14 protein-coding genes are annotated in these 16161 nt (G+C 43.2%); 7 read left to right on the top strand and 7 right to left on the bottom strand.

The annotated features are described in order from the left end of the window. Positions 1-382: 382 nt before the first annotated feature. Entirely contained in the window at positions 383-508 is a 126-nt protein-coding gene (locus tag H5123_RS20680) for a hypothetical protein (RefSeq protein ID WP_259395678.1), read from the bottom strand. 311 nt (positions 509-819) lie between these two features. On the opposite strand from H5123_RS20680, the gene H5123_RS15665 reads away from it, so the two are divergent. The 5 genes from H5123_RS15665 to gloA all read left to right on the top strand — a co-directional run bounded on the left by H5123_RS15665 (position 820) and on the right by gloA (position 5834). Next, positions 820-2196 carry an NAD-dependent succinate-semialdehyde dehydrogenase gene (locus H5123_RS15665; protein ID WP_182698570.1) on the top strand — a complete coding sequence of 459 codons (1377 nt, stop codon included), beginning with the start codon at positions 820-822 and terminating at the stop codon, positions 2194-2196. Between the two features lie 54 nt (positions 2197-2250). Next, positions 2251-2853: an SDR family oxidoreductase gene (locus H5123_RS15660; RefSeq protein ID WP_207891333.1), complete on the top strand. Its 603-nt coding sequence runs from the start codon at positions 2251-2253 to the stop codon at positions 2851-2853. An 81-nt stretch (positions 2854-2934) separates the two neighbouring features. Beyond that, a complete protein-coding gene (locus H5123_RS15655) occupies positions 2935-3672 on the top strand; it encodes an SDR family oxidoreductase (RefSeq protein ID WP_124018190.1) in 738 nt (245 codons plus the stop codon). 383 nt (positions 3673-4055) lie between these two features. Beyond that, complete coding sequence (locus H5123_RS15650; RefSeq protein ID WP_182698569.1) at positions 4056-4832, top strand: hypothetical protein; 777 nt, start codon at positions 4056-4058, stop codon at positions 4830-4832. Positions 4833-5423: 591 nt separating this feature from the next. Continuing rightward, positions 5424-5834, top strand: a complete 411-nt coding sequence (gloA, locus tag H5123_RS15645) for a lactoylglutathione lyase (protein ID WP_124018189.1) — start codon at positions 5424-5426, stop codon at positions 5832-5834. A gap of 207 nt (positions 5835-6041) precedes the next feature. Here the strand turns inward: gloA and ruvB are convergent, their stop codons facing one another. From ruvB to H5123_RS15615, 6 genes are all read right to left on the bottom strand, one after another. Further along, positions 6042-7046, bottom strand: coding sequence for a Holliday junction branch migration DNA helicase RuvB (gene ruvB, locus H5123_RS15640; protein ID WP_124018188.1), 1005 nt, complete (start codon positions 7044-7046; stop codon positions 6042-6044). A 30-nt stretch (positions 7047-7076) separates the two neighbouring features. Continuing rightward, positions 7077-7694, bottom strand: a complete 618-nt coding sequence (ruvA, locus tag H5123_RS15635; RefSeq protein WP_124018187.1) for a Holliday junction branch migration protein RuvA — start codon at positions 7692-7694, stop codon at positions 7077-7079. Continuing rightward, positions 7691-8212 (bottom strand): crossover junction endodeoxyribonuclease RuvC, encoded by a 522-nt coding sequence (gene ruvC / locus H5123_RS15630; protein WP_124018186.1) that lies wholly within the window; start codon positions 8210-8212, stop codon positions 7691-7693. The genes ruvA and ruvC overlap by 4 nt, the downstream gene beginning before the upstream one ends. A 7-nt stretch (positions 8213-8219) precedes the next feature. Beyond that, entirely contained in the window at positions 8220-8972 is a 753-nt protein-coding gene (locus H5123_RS15625) for a YebC/PmpR family DNA-binding transcriptional regulator (protein ID WP_182698568.1), read from the bottom strand. A gap of 125 nt (positions 8973-9097) precedes the next feature. Next, complete coding sequence (aspS, locus tag H5123_RS15620) at positions 9098-10873, bottom strand: aspartate--tRNA ligase (RefSeq protein WP_124018184.1); 1776 nt, start codon at positions 10871-10873, stop codon at positions 9098-9100. A gap of 171 nt (positions 10874-11044) precedes the next feature. Further along, the gene (locus H5123_RS15615; protein ID WP_182698567.1) at positions 11045-13861 is read right to left on the bottom strand and encodes a transporter substrate-binding domain-containing protein; all 2817 of its coding nucleotides are present in this window, start codon (positions 13859-13861) and stop codon (positions 11045-11047) included. A 567-nt stretch (positions 13862-14428) separates the two neighbouring features. Here H5123_RS15615 and cmoA point away from each other — a divergent pair. Together cmoA and cmoB are read left to right on the top strand one after the other, a co-directional pair. Further along, on the top strand, positions 14429-15160 hold the full coding sequence (cmoA, locus tag H5123_RS15610) for a carboxy-S-adenosyl-L-methionine synthase CmoA (protein ID WP_182698566.1): 732 nt from the start codon (positions 14429-14431) through the stop codon (positions 15158-15160). Next, positions 15157-16149: a tRNA 5-methoxyuridine(34)/uridine 5-oxyacetic acid(34) synthase CmoB gene (gene cmoB / locus H5123_RS15605; RefSeq protein WP_182698565.1), complete on the top strand. Its 993-nt coding sequence runs from the start codon at positions 15157-15159 to the stop codon at positions 16147-16149. Before cmoA ends, cmoB begins: the two co-directional genes overlap by 4 nt. Positions 16150-16161: the final 12 nt, after the last annotated feature.

Here is a 16161-nt window from a genome sequence, read left to right as displayed (position 1 = left end):
CAGCTTGTCGCATCGGTCTAATTTAATTAGACTGCCAAAAATGTTGAAGGTCGGCAGATCGCTCCTGGCGTTCTGGAAAAAGAGCCGACCATCGGCTTTTGCTACTAGTACACTTATTGTTCCAGGCGGCTTGAAGCTCGGTAACACTCAGATAACCGACGTTCAAGTTTTCTCTGGGATGTAAATATAAGCGCATAATCAGCGCTCGAATAGGCTTATATTGAGTCATCGAATGTGCACATTTGCCATTACTGATCCGACATATAACATAACTGATCTGACAAATAGCATAATTTCTGGACTGAATACTTTCGAGAGTCCAGTGGTTCACTTAATCTTTTCCTGCCACACAGGAAAAACATATCAAGCGGTTAAAGATAAACTATTTTGCTGGCATTACAGCAAGTGGGTCAATACCAACGTCACCGCTCATTTCAGCGCCAAGCAATTTACTGCCGCCCATGCGAGTCCCCTCACAACAAGATATCGCCTGGGGAATTAGCACCATCAAATTTGTTCTCTGGCCGCCGCATTCTTACAGAAAAGGGGGAAAACCAACATACCTGCCTAGCGCTCTTTAGTCGATTGACTTGTTCCAACATAGGGTTCAATGACCCTCAAGCCAACACACCAGACCATGCTGAATCGATCAAGTATGTGCTTTTTTCTTTGGGCCATTTTTCCACTACCAGCAGGAGCTCGGCGCTGTTTGCAACACGGTAGTGTTGGCAAGCGAACAGACAGATCCCGCCAACGGACTGATAATACACCAAAGCTAACGCCAACGGCGTTTACCCATCAGACTCGGAAGGAGCAACCATGACGACAATCACCACCATTAATCCCGCGACTGAAAAAGCAATCCATTCCTACGACATAATGACCGAAAAGCAGGCGACGGCTCGGCTTGAGTCCTGCCATGGGGCATTTCTGCAATGGCGTAAACTACCCCATCTGGAACGGGCCACCTATCTTAATAACATCGGTCAAAAACTACGTGACAATGCCGATGAATTGGCCGCCTTGATGACCAACGAAACCGGCAAACTCCTGAAAGATGGTCTCGTTGAGGTTCAACTCTGTGCTGCGATCTTAGATTACACCGCTGAAAATGGACCAGAAGCGCTGGCTGATGAAGAGCGTGTGCAAGGACTCAACGGCAAACGCGGCGTCATCAGTTATCAGCCAATCGGCGTCATCTATTCAATCCAGCCTTGGAACTTTCCCCTTTACCAGCCGATCCGTGTGCTGGCAGCCAATCTGATGGCAGGTAATGGCTGTGTTCTGAAGCACGCCAGCATCTGCACTGGCTCCGGACTTCGTTTGCGTGAATTGTGTATTGAGGCCGGCTTGCCCGAGGACCTGTTCCAGGTTTTGGTGATCGATCACGACACCAGCGACAAGCTGATAGCCCATCCAATGGTCCGTGGTGTCACAATGACCGGTAGCGACGGTGCTGGGCGACACATCGGGGCTGTGGCAGCCAAAGAGTTAAAGAAGACAGTGCTAGAACTGGGGTCGAATGACGCTTATCTGGTGCTTGAGGATGCCGATATTGAAACCGCCGTAAAATTTTCGGTTATGGGCCGACTTTACAACAACGGAGAGACCTGCGTTTCTGCCAAGCGGTTCATCGTGACCGATAAGGTCTATGACGCCTTTGTCGAGGCTTTCGTCGCTCAAATGCAAAAAATCAACATGGGTGACCCCACGGATAAGAATACCCAGATTGGGCCGCTTTCCAGCCAGGAGCAGTTTGACACCGTTAAGGAGCAGGTGGACGCCAGCGTCGCCAAGGGTGCAAAAATCCTCTGCGGTGGCGAAGTGCCAAAACGCACAGGTGCCTATTATCCCGCCACTGTGCTGGCAAATCTTACGCCCGGAATGCCCGCTTATGACGATGAAATCTTCGGGCCGGTCGCGTCGATCATCCGCGCTATTGATGATGAGGACGCCATGCGACTGGCTAATGAAAGCCGCTATGGACTTGGCGGAGGGATCTTTTCAAAGAATGAGGAACGAGCCCTCAAACTGGCACGCGATGACTTTGACACAGGCATGATCCGCATTAATTCGTTTGGGGCTGCTGATCCGAATATGCCATTTGGCGGGGTCAAGAATTCCGGATACGGACGTGAACACGGTGGTTTCGGCATCAAGGAGTTCGTCAACGTAAAGTCGATTTTCCTGCCCTGACCTGGCTTTACACCCACAATTTCGCCCATTTCATTCAACATTAAGGATTTCTCTATGAGTATGAACATTCTTGTCGCCGGTGCCACCGGTAAAACGGGCCAGCTTCTGGCCCAGTACCTGATAGATCAGGGCCATAAGCCGATAGCGCTGGTTCGCGAAAGTTCGGATACCAGTTCTTTGCCCCAAGGTGTAGACCTGCGCCATGGTGACCTGACCGACCTGGAAACCGGCCTGTGCGACTGCATGGACGTGGTGATCTTTGCCGCAGGTTCAGGAGGAAGCACCGGCCCTGAAATGACCAAAAAAGTGGATCGGGACGGCGCGAAGCGACTGATTGATCAAGCGAAAGAATCAGGCGTAAAGCGTTTCGTGATGCTCAGCTCGATCGGCGCAGATCAATCCAACCCTACCGGCGACATGGCCCCTTACCTGAATGCCAAACACGAAGCGGACGAATACCTCAAGGCTTCCGGAGTAACTTACTCGATCCTGCGCCCTGTAGCACTGACCAACAAGGGCCGAAGCACGGATGTGATCTTGGGTGACAATGTCGACAAATCGGCCAAGGCATCTCGAGCGGATGTGGCACACGTACTGATGGAGGCCGCCACTACAGGCCGTTACGACGGTATGACGCAGAATATGCAGTCAGCCTAACCCTAGTGTCGCTGGCGTAACATTAAGCTTGGAACCGTTAACGTATAAAATTCAATCATTCATTTCAACAGGAGAAAATCCATGTCAGAGATCAATAGCAAAGTCGTTATCATTACCGGTGCCAGCAGTGGTCTGGGTAAAGCCACAGCACTACGCCTGGCAAAGGGTGGCGCTAAACTGGTGCTTGCTGCCCGCCGCGAAGAACGCCTTGTGGAGCTGCGTGACACGATCAAGGATCAGGGGGGTGAAGCTATTTATCAGGTTACCGACGTCACTGACCGCGCTCAAGTCGAGTCGCTGGCCAAGGCGGCGAAGGAAGCTTACGGACGCATCGACGTGCTGGTCAACAACGCTGGTCTGATGCCGCTATCGCCCCTCGATGAACTCAAAGTCGACGAATGGGAGAAAATGATTGATGTCAATATCAAAGGCGTGCTCTACGGCATTGCCGCGGTGCTGCCGACCATGCGCGAGCAGCATGTCGGCCACATTATTAATCTCTCGTCGGTAGCCGGGCATAAGGTCTTTCCCGCGTCCGCCGTTTATTCCGCTACCAAGTTTGCCGTCAAGGCGCTATCAGAAGGCATTCGTCAAGAAGGCAATGGGGAAATCCGCTCCACCAATATTTCCCCTGGTGCCGTAGCGACCGAGCTGACCAGTAAAATCAGCGACCCCGATACTGCCAAGGGTGTTGATGAAATGTATGAGATGGCCATTGACCCTGATGCGATTGCGCGAGCAATTGCTTATGCCATCGAGCAGCCGGCAGATGTTGATGTCAACGAGATTATCATTCGTCCCACTAGGCAGCCACTGTAAGCGCAAAGCCACTCTATTGGACAGGAGCAAGATGCAAACTGGCATGATAAAAATCACAGCAGCTTAGGTCTGCTGTTGAACCAGTTACATTGTAAGCCAACACAAGAGAGCGATTTTTAGCATGCGGGCTCAAACGGATTATCGGGCCAGAGGAAAAAATGCTAGATCAGAAGTATCCCTTGCCTGAGTGCTTATGTTGTCATTTCTCTGCAAATCCTTTTTGCTCTTCGGTCTCTGTGTCGCTATTTTAGATAGCAGATAAAACATAAGAGCCTAGCAACTAGGGAATAAGCCGTCGGAGTGAAGTAAATAACAATTTACTTCACTCTGTTTATCATTCTTGGTGAATTATCCTGAGGAGAAGCAAGCGATGAGTATTAATTATGACTGACAAAATATTAAAAATTTCAGATGAGTTTTGGAATATTCGTGGTGAGTTTAAGATTTTCGGTTTACTAAATATTGGAACACACGCTTCTTTAGTAAAGCGCGGTAACGGCAAGTTTGTTTTGCTCGACGCTTATGAAATGCAAGACGACATTAAACAGCAAGTCGATTCGCTGACCAACAATGGAGTCGACATTGAAGCGATTATTAACTTGCATCCATTTCATACAGTGCATATTGAAAAAATACATGGCGATTATCCACACGCAAAACTCTATGGAACGCAGCGCCATATCGATAAATTGCCCAACCTAACATGGCAAACAGAGTTAACCAATTCAAACGAGTTTGCTGCTTTGTTTTCAGAGGATTTTGAATTTTCAGTGCCCCGCGGGGTCGATTTTATTTCCAAAAACGAGCACCTACATTTTTCATCGGTGCTTGCTTACCACAAAGAGTCAAAAACCATTCACGTTGACGACACGTTAATGTACTTTCAATTACCCGGTTTACTCCGTTTTTTAAAAAGTCCAGAATTGGCTTTTCATATGACACTGTCGAAAACATTGGAACGACGCAAAGGCGCTGCTGATGATTTTCGGCATTGGGTCGCGGATCTAGCGGAGCAATGGAGCGGTGCTGAAGTATTATGTGCGGCTCATTCGTCAACATTGTTTATTAAAAACCAATCGCCATCAATTGCGGCGATGATCATGACAGCATTGGAACGGGTAGAATTAACCTTAAAACATCATGAAAACAAGTTTGGTTAGCACCTTTCTCGTCGTTATATTACAGTTCAAACTGAGTTAGGCGTCCAGAAATTAGCGTGATCAGAGCCGATGAAATGTCACGTTCGGATCTGCAACCATCGAACACTCCAGGACCAGTGAACTGTGCTTAGCGACAAAACCTCTCGGTGGCGTTTGTATTTTTGAAGCCTTGTGGGAGTTGTCTGCAAAACAAGATTTGTAAAAAATAAACCCTCAAAGCACCAAAAGCACTGTGAGAGTTTATAAAAAAACGTACAGCATGTTAACTTCTCAATTAACATGCTGTACGTTCATTTGGCATTGGGTCAAATGGAGCTATCTATTTTTGCGGGTGCTTAAAACATCGACACAAAAAATGCGCTGAAACAAATTGCGATTACAACTGTTGTGCCTAAAGCCATTTTTAATTCTGTAGTCATTGTCTTGCCTCCAAATGTGTATACTGCAAGAATAACGCTTTTTATGAGTTAACCCAAAAAATATCCTCACAAATGTGAGCTAAAGCAAAATTTTATGGGTATTAACCGCCAGACTTTTCATTAGCATCTGAGCTTGATACAGTCAGATAAATTTTTAATAAGAGAGTATATCATGTCACAACTACTTCATACGATGATCCGCGTAGGCAATTTAGATCGCAGCATCACTTTTTATACTGATGTAATGGGGATGAAATTACTGCGTAAATCAGAAAACCCAGAATACAAGTACACGCTTGCCTTTGTCGGTTTTGGCGAAGAAACCACAGGCCAAGCTGTGATTGAATTAACCTATAACTGGGGTGTCGACAGTTACGATTTAGGTAATGCTTTTGGTCACTTAGCCATTGGCGAAGAAGATATCTATGCCCGCTGCGATGCAATTACTGCAGCAGGAGGTAAAGTCACCCGAGCACCAGGGCCGGTTGCAGGCGGAAGCACTGAAATCGCTTTTGTTGAAGATCCTGATGGATATAAAATTGAATTAATTCAGAAAAAGTCAGCAACTGCAGCTTTAGGTTAATATGGTACGTATTAGTATTAGTATTAGTATTAGTATTAGTGATAAGTAAAAATAACAAAAGCCAGCAAGTTGCTGGCTTTTTTGTTAGCTGCAATAAGCATGCAGCGGATAATATGCTGATAAACAATTGATTAAAAAATTTGGGCTAATCTGATACCCAAAACACAAAGCAAAATTAATGATTCAACGTTAACCCATCGAGACGGACTATTCTGGCTTTAGCAAACTAAAGTGATCGTAGGCACGCTGGGAGGCTATTCGTCCTCTAGGAGTGCGCTGAATAAAGCCTTGTTGAATTAAAAAAGGCTCCAATACATCTTCAATCGTTTCTCTATCTTCACCTATCGCGGCGGCAAGGTTATCTAATCCTACTGGACCACCCATAAATTTATCAATAATTGCCAGCAAGAGTTTACGGTCTAAATAATCGAAACCTTGCTCATCAACATCAAGCAAATCAAGTGCATACTCGGCCACTTTTTGGGTGACTTTGCCATCATGTTTAACTTCCGCATAGTCGCGAACACGGCGTAATAAACGGTTAGCAATTCGCGGGGTGCCTCGTGAACGTTTGGCAATTTCAATCGCACCTTGCTGATCAATCTCAAGCTCCATCACATTCGCTGAGCGTGTCACGATAGTGGTAAGATCTTTAACATTATAAAACTCTAAACGCAGTGGAATACCAAAACGCGCCCGCAGTGGTGATGTTAGTGCTCCAGCTCGAGTGGTCGCCCCAATAAGCGTGAATGGCGGTAAATCTAATTTAATCGAACGTGCTGCGGGGCCTTCACCAATCATAATATCCAGTTGGTAGTCTTCCATCGCCGGATAAAGAATTTCTTCAACCACAGGGCTTAACCGATGTATTTCATCGATAAACAGCACATCACCCTCTTCAAGATTCGTTAATAAGGCCGCTAAATCGCCGGCTTTTTCGAGCACGGGGCCAGAAGTGGATTTGATGTTCACCCCCATCTCATTGGCGACAATCATTGCTAAGGTTGTTTTACCTAAACCTGGAGGGCCAAAAATCAGCATGTGATCAAGGGCCTCGCGGCGATTTATCGCAGCTTGTATAAAAACCTTAAGCTGGGCACGAGTGTCATCTTGACCAGTATACTCATCCAACATTTTAGGGCGCATAGCACGATCAATCAGTTCATCTTGACCTTGTACTTGCGGCTGGATCAGGCGATCAGCTTCAATCATTTTTACGTACCCTGTTTATGCATATCATACTTATAACATTGATTTTAAAGCAGCTTTAATTAACGTTTCAGAACTCATACCTTGCTTAAAAGCCGCTGAAACCGACTTACTGGCCTGAGCGGGCTTGTAGCCTAAAGATAATAAGGCAGAAATAGCATCTTCTTCAGCGCTTTCAGCTGCTGGCGCGGGGGTGTAATTACTCTGTAGCATAAACTCGCGCTCAGAACCGGCAGAAGCTTCAAGCAAACTTTTAAGCTTATCGCGCATTTCAATCACTAATCGTTCAGCCGTTTTCTTACCCACTCCAGGTAATTTCACTAAGGTGGCAATATCATCACGTTCAACACATGATACAAACTCAGATGCCGTCATACCTGATAAAATCGTTAACGCCAACTTAGGGCCGACACCATTAGTTTTAATCAGTAAACGAAATAACGCCCGTTCTTGTTTGGTGATAAAACCATAAAGCAACTGAGCGTCTTCGCGCACCACAAAATGGGTAAATAACATGGTAGCTTGATTTAACGCAGGTAATTCATAAAAACTGGTCATCGGCACTTGTAATTCATAGCCTACACCATTAACGTCTAGCACCACTTCAGGCGCTTGCTTTTCAACTAAAATACCGCTTAATCGACCTATCATTTGTATCTTCCATATGTTCTGCTGCTGGCTTTACCGCCCATAGCGATAAGACTTTGATAAGTATGAAAATGACATATTGCTACTCCTAATGCGTCGGCCGCATCAGCTTGTGGTGAAGCTGGTAGCTTAAGTAATTGTTTCACCATATGTTGTACTTGCGTTTTTTGAGCTCTGCCAGTGCCAACTACGGCACTTTTTATTTGTGTTGCACTGTATTCTGCAACCGGTAAACCAGCACAGGTTGCAGCAACAATCGCCGCACCTCTCGCTTGGCCCAGTTTAAGGGCAGAATCCGCATTCTTGGCCATAAACACCCGCTCGATAGCAAACTCGTCGGGCTGATATTGGGTAATGATTTCACATAACCCAGCATAAATTTGCTGTAAGCGTTGCGGTAACTCATCGGCGGATGTTCGAATACAGCCACTACCAAGATAAATCTGTTGACGGCCTTGGCATTGGATCACCCCATAACCGGTAATACGTGAACCCGGGTCAACACCTAAAATAATGGCCATTGATGCCTCATGCGTTATCTAACGCTTGCATAACGTCATCTGAAATCTCAGCATTATGATATACCTCTTGTACATCATCATGATCTTCTAAGTTATCAATTAAACGTAAAAACTTTTCAGCCATATCGGCATCAAGCTCTGCTTTTAATGACGCGACCATGGTCACTTCAGCATGAACAGCCCCAAAAGCCGCACTATCAAGTGCATCTTTGACTTTGCCAAAAGCTTCTGGCGTAGTAAAAACGTCGATAGAGCCATCTTCATGGGTGATGACATCTTCAGCACCCGCTTCTAAGGCACTGTCAATTAAGCTGTCTTCATCGATATCACTGTCGTAAGAAATAATACCTGATTGCGTGAACAAATAGGCAACAGAACCATCGGTGCCTAAATTACCGCCCGATTTATTAAAGGCATTGCGCACGCCTGAAACAGTACGATTGCGATTATCTGTCATGGTTTCGACCATCACCGCCGTTCCACCAGGTCCATAGCCTTCATAAATAATAGTTTCTAGTTGCTGACCATCTATCTCTCCGGCACCGCGTTTTATGGCGCGTTCAACGGTATCGCGAGTCATATTATTGGATAAGGCTTTATCAACTGCAGCACGTAATCTAGGATTGGCATCAACTTCTGAACCGCCTTCGCGGGCCGCGACGGTCAGTTCACGAATGAATTTGGTGAATAACTTGCCGCGTTTAGCATCTTGTGCTGCTTTGCGGTGTTTAATATTGGCCCATTTACTGTGTCCAGCCATTGTATCTCCTTACTATTCAATAGGACGTACCAAGTAAACTCGTTTACTTGTAAAAAACGTACCGAGGCAAAAGCCTCGGTATGTAGTCCCCTGTTAAGGGCGAGCAAATGGCTAACGTTAGCGCTTTACTCTTCTGTTTTAACCTTTTCAACCACGGCGATGCCTAACTCAGCGAGTTGCACTGGGTTAGCAAATCCTGGAGCATTGGTTAACGGACATGCAGCGGTAGTCGTTTTCGGGAAAGCCATCACGTCACGAATAGAGCTGGCACCGGTCATTAACATAATAATACGGTCTAAACCGAATGCTAAACCAGCATGTGGCGGAGTACCATAACGCAATGCTTCAAGTAAGAAACCGAACTTTTCTTTGGCTTCTTCAGCTTCAATACCTAAAATATTAAATACTGTGCTTTGCATTTCAGCGTTGTGAATACGAACTGAACCACCACCTAACTCACAGCCATTTAACACCATATCATAGGCATCTGAAATTGCTGCTGCAGGATCTGCAGCCAACTGTTCAGCACTCATACCACGAGGAGCTGTAAAAGGATGATGAACAGCGTGGAAACCGCCGTTAATTTTTTCAAACATAGGGAAGTCAACAACCCACATTGGACGCCATTGACCTTCAAGCAGCTTAAAGTCTTCACCTGCTTTTAAGCGCAATGCTCCCATAGCCTCGGCAACAACATTGGCTTTATCGGCACCAAACAGAATGATATCGCCTGTTTGTGCATTAGTACGACTGATAATATCGTTAACTATCGATTCAGTTAAGAACTTAAGTACAGGAGATTGAATACCTTCAATACCTGCAGCTAAGTCATTTATCTTCATCCACGCTAAGCCTTTCGCGCCATAAATTGCCGCATACTTGGTATAATCGTCAATTTGCTTGCGTGATAATGATGCGCCTGTCGGAATACGTAATGCGGCTACACGGCCTTCAACATCGTTTGCTGGGCCATTAAATACCGCAAACTCGACGTCTTTAACTAAATCAGCAATATCAACTAATTCAAGTGGATTACGTAAATCGGGTTTATCAGAACCATAACGCTTCATGGCTTCGGCGTAAGTCATACGCGGAAAATCGCCTAAATCAACATTCAATAAATCGTGAAATAAACCGCGCATCATTTGCTCAGTTTTTTCCATGACTTGTTCAGCAGACATGAAAGATGTTTCGATATCGATTTGGGTAAATTCAGGTTGGCGATCGGCACGTAAATCTTCATCGCGGAAACATTTAACGATTTGATAATAACGGTCAAAACCTGACATCATTAACAACTGTTTGAACAGCTGTGGGGATTGAGGTAACGCAAAAAATTGACCTTTATACGTTCGGCTTGGGACTAGATAGTCACGTGCACCTTCTGGGGTCGCTTTGGTTAAAATCGGCGTTTCGATGTCTAAGAAACCATTGGTGTCTAAGAAGCGACGAACAGAACTGGTGACCTTAGCGCGGAAGATAAGACGCTCGGCCATTTCTGGACGACGTAAATCTAAATAACGATATTTTAAGCGTTGTTCTTCACTGTTATTTTGATAATTATCCATGCTTAAAGGTAACGGAGCTGATGCATTAATCACTGTCAGTTGCGTACCTAAAATCTCAATTGCACCGGTTTTCATTTGTGAATTGACTTGGCTTTCTGGACGAGCGCGCACAACACCTTTAATTTGAACACAAAACTCACTGCGCAATGTGCTGGCTATATCAAAAACGTCTTTTAGATCTGGGTCAAAAACAACTTGAACTAGCCCTTCTCTATCGCGTAAGTCTAAAAACACAACTCCGCCTAAATCGCGACTACGGTTTACCCAACCGACTAAAGTAACTTCTTGACCTAGATGAGACGGATTAATGTCTCCACAATAATGACTGCGCATTGAACTCTATCCTTTATCCACAAAGCGGTATTTTGGAAATCGAAAATGATAAAAACGGCATTATATACCGTGACTCAAACTTATGCATTGAAGTATCAATCAGATTAAGGCAATTAACCAGACCTATAGCGAATAAACTGGATTGACTGACTGAAAAACCATCAATCAAAACTAGCTCATTTTATATTGATGGCCACCGACTTTTTTAGCCTGATACATGAGCTGATCTGATTTTTTCAATAATGAGGCAGCGTTATCAGAATCATCAGGAAATATGGCGATACCGATACTGGCAGAAATAGTAATACTGACATCACCGATTAGCAGCGGTTTTTTTAACGTGCTGAGTATGTTTTCCGCAACTTGGCGAGCATCTTCTTTGGTTTCAATCTGATTTAATAGCATCACAAATTCATCTGCTACAAACCGCGTTACAGTATCAGAATCTTTCAAATGGCGAGTCAGTAGCACCGCAATACGTTGCAGTAACTTGTCACCAACATGATAGCCATGTTTATCATTTATGACTTTAAAACCATCCAAATTGATAGACAACAATGCAAATTTTAATTTATCTCGCTGATGAGCTAGGCTTGTTTGCGCTAATTTATCTTCGAAAATATATCGGTTAGGCAAAGCCGTTATGTTGTCATGACTGGCCATAAACCTTAGGTCTTCTTCTACTTTAGCGCGCTTTTGAATTTCAATATTTAAGCGTCTACTTGACACGAGTATAACAATGGCAACTAGGGTGATAATCGACAGAACAATCACCAAATATTTAAACCAAGGTTGATACTGTACCGTGTCACTGTTGAGATCTAACGATACCCATTTTTGGTACATATTTTGTTGTTCGGTTTCATCAATAGTGGCAAGAACCCTATCAATTAAAGGCACCAAATTTTTAACCCCTGGAAATAAACCAATATGGCTATGTTGCTCGGTAAGCTCAGCTAATAACGACATTTTCAAACTGGGATATTGGCCGCTTTTTAAGGTTGTCGCTAATGATGCCACCTGCTCAATAAACATATCCGCCGACCCATTAAGCACGGCTGCCATCCCCTGTTTAGTATCTGCAACAAACACTAATGTTATTCCCGGATATTGCTGACGCAACTGATCGACAATCTGATACCCCTCGACAACAGCTAAGCGTTTTCCGGTTACTTGTGAAATATTAAAAATGGGAGGTTGAGTTAAAGAAGTGACTATCGCCCAAGGAGATGGCCAATAGACTAATGAAAATGCCAGTTTACTTGCGCGTTCGGGGGTTTTGGCCATACTGGCAACAAGATGAATATCGCCTTTAATAAGATCATCTATCATTTGGCGAAAATCATCGTAAGGCACAGGGATAATCGTTAAATTAAGTTGTTTGACTAATAAATTTTTAATGTCTGCATTAATCCCTAAAAATTCCCCATTTCTCCCTTGAAATTCCATCGGCGCCCAGTTTTTTAGGTAACCCATTTTAATGGCTCCTAAGCTACTGATATATTGCTTTTGCTGGGTCGTCAATTTAATGTTATGGGCAGAATTGGCAAAAAAACGATCATCGGGATTAATTAACCACTTACGCTCTATTTGCATTTGTTCTTCAACAGAGATTAAATTAAAACCGGCTTGAATTCGGTCCGCTAGACCGCTGTCATCAATCCGGGTTAAGACATACATATCGGTGGAAAATTCGATATCCGTATATTGACGAAATTCTGCCCACAGTTTATTTGCCAGCAAGTAATGCGATGCCATCGCTGCAGAAGACACAAAACCACTGATCTCTTTATTCTGAGCCGCTTTTACCATGCTGTCTAATGAATCATAAAAACGTAACTGAGCTTTGGGAAACGCTTTTTTCATCTCACTAATATAAGGTGCCGTTGGAAATACACCAATTCGCATCGCAATATCTTCAATGTTATTGATGCTTAAGTTAGCACTAAAAAAACGACTTTTGACTGAAATAATATGCCAAGCTTGTTTCAAACCTGTGCGCATATCTTTGCTTTCAGGATAACCAATATGGACATCAGCAACACCACGTTTAACGTCATCAATGCTGCTGTTCATGTCACCAGCAACAAAATCAACATTAATACCGGTTTTTTCTGACCATAATTTCCATAAATCGACCAACATGCCATGTGGCAAACCGTCGGTACCAATATCGACATAAGGTTCAACGCCGTTTTGCATCGCAATAATGACACCCGATGTTTGTCGATGATAGCCTAACCAACGACGCTCTATTTGTTGGATAACGTTAGGCGGTATTAATTCAAAACCATGATTAATTTTATTAATAAGGTCTTGATCACCTTTGGCTACTGCAGGTGATATATTGATTTTTTCAATAGGAATACGTGACGAACTATAAAAATTCGCCGCGATATCTTGCTCTAAGGTCAAATTACGTTGATAGCCTTCCATACCTGCAAAAACAAACAACTCTCCATTCACGGCAGCTTGTAATAATTGTTCACGATTTTGATAATGCTTAAAGCTCAGCTTTGGCTCTAGCGCTGATAATGTTGCCTCATGGGATGATCCTGTCACAACACCTATTTGATACGGCACTAAGTCACTAATTTGTTTTTTACTATTGAGAGATTTATGAACGAATAAGTAGGAATTTACTGAGGTGAATGGCTTGGCAAAATCAAATTTTTTGAGACGCGCACTATTTTTAGACATGCCGATGTGAATATCGGCCTGTCGCTGTTCAAGTTGATCAAGTGACTGCTGCCAGTGTCGCGATACAAATTGTACCTTGGTATCAGTAATGACAGACCACTCACGCCATAAATCAACCAAAATACCTGAAGGAGTACCGTTTTCATTTAAATATTCAAATGGATAAGTATCTTCACCCATCACTATCACCAATGGTACTGAAGTATCGACTTTATCTGAATGCATTGCTTGCGCAGGTGATAATGCTAACGCAAATACTATTGCGAATATCCAAGGTATAAATTTCAAGTTTTTTCCCTAATACTTTCACTTATTATAACAACCAACAACTCATGCAATAAATCCAAAATGGAGTCAATATGAGACTTATCAGGCATTACTTGTCCATGTTGCCAATTGATTAACAAGCTTGATTAACATCCATAGCAGTGTGCTGTGCATCAACACACAAGACCAAGGTGAAGATGGCATTTTAACCGATGACGATCCCGATATGAGGCGACCAAAAGACCTTGTTAATATCATTATCAATACATGTCGCAAATGAAAAATATTGCTAATGTTGGTTACAAATACACAAATACACAAAAACGATATGGCGTATATTTTTGTTGCTGTTTTGTAACAAGGTTAAATAATATCATTAATCTATCTTGTGTCGTGCTAAATTTATGAATAGAAATTAATTTTTTAGCTCTTTGTACATATTATCAGCATTAATAAGCATTCAGAACCTTCGCTAGCTATTATATCGTTAAATATATCAAAAAAAACGTACAAATTAGCAGTAGAATACTTGCTGCCGTTCATCATGATTAGTTAAAATACTGCTATCATTTTTTCACATTGCAACTCATGAACTCCCAACAAGATAAGATATACGCTCATGTGACAGATAAAATCACTGATTTTCAATTTGATCAACGTGTTGCAGGTGTATTTAATGACATGATACGCCGCTCTGTTCCTGGTTATGCCCAAATCATCAGTACTATTGGTGATTTTGCTCATCGATTTGTCACACCTAGCAGCAATATATATGATCTCGGCAGTTCGTTAGGCTCAGCAACCTTAAGTATTCGTCGTCAAATTGAAGGCCGTCAATGCCAGATCTACGCGGTCGATAACAGCCAGTCGATGATTGACCGTTGTAATGAAAACCTTGCGGCATATGTCAGCGACATCAAAGTTAATTTACTGTGTGCCGATATCAGAGAAATTGACATACAAAATGCGTCGATGGTGGTGCTAAATTTTACCCTACAATTTTTGCCTATTCATGATCGCGATGCTTTAATAAAACGTATTTACGATGGCATGCTTCCGGGCGGAATATTAGTCATTTCGGAAAAGCTATTCTTTGAAGATAATCATATACAACAGTTATTAGATGAACAGCATTTAGATTTTAAGCGCGCAAATGGGTATAGTGAGCTCGAAATCAGTCAAAAGCGCAGTGCATTAGAAAACGTGATGCGTCCAGACAGCTTAAATGTTCATCAACAACGCTTAACCGAAAACGGCTTTAGTCACTTCTCAGTTTGGTTTCAATGTTTTAACTTTGCATCTATGGTAGCGATTAAATGATCAATTTCAGCTCTTTTTATAAAGACATTGCCGATTCTAACCTACAACACTGGTTAGAAACATTACCGGCAATTTTAGGTAAATGGCAGAGAGATCATAAACACGGTAATTTACCCAAATGGGAAAAAGTGCTCAATAAATTACATTATCCGCAACCCGATAATATAGATTTTAGCAGTAGTGTGACCATTGGAACCGGAGAGCAACTCAGCTCGGGACAAGCAGAGAAACTAACTAATTTGTTGGCCGTTTTTCAACCATGGCGTAAAGGTCCATTTTCCGTTCATGGTATTCAAATTGATACCGAATGGCGCAGCGATTGGAAATGGGATCGGGTTAAAGATTATATTTCGCCTTTAAAAAATCGCACCGTATTAGATGTCGGTTGTGGCAGTGGTTATCACATGTGGCGCATGTTAGGGGCTGGGGCAACGCGTATTGTGGGCATTGATCCGTCACCGTTATTTTTATGCCAGTTTGAAGCAATAAAACGCATTGCGGGTAATCAACACCCAGTGCACTTATTGCCTCTTGGTATCGAAGAGTTACCAGCTTTAGATGCCTTTGATACCGTATTTTCAATGGGAGTGCTTTATCATCGTCGCTCACCAATCGATCATTTACTACAATTACGAGACCAATTAAGAATTGGTGGTGAACTGGTACTTGAAACACTGGTAATAGATGGCGACGAAAACGCGGTATTGGTTCCACAAGATAGATACGGCAAAATGAACAACGTTTGGTTTATCCCATCTGTTGCAGCCTTAATGCTATGGTTGAAAAAATGCGAGTTTATTGATATTAGATGCGTTGACATCGATATTACCTCGCTTGCGGAACAACGTAGTACCCAATGGATGAAAAATGAATCTCTAGTTGATTATCTCGATCCAAATGATGTCAGTTTAACTGTAGAAGGTTATCCCGCTCCCAAGAGAGCCATCATCATTGCAACAAAGAACCAACCGAATCACGATTTAGTGTAAATAATACTATTC

This window comes from Shewanella sp. SR43-4 (assembly GCF_014163845.1).
Lineage (GTDB): Bacteria > Pseudomonadota > Gammaproteobacteria > Enterobacterales > Shewanellaceae > Shewanella > Shewanella vesiculosa.
Note: the sequence above shows the minus strand (reverse complement) of the source record. Positions and strands in the feature narration are given on the sequence as shown.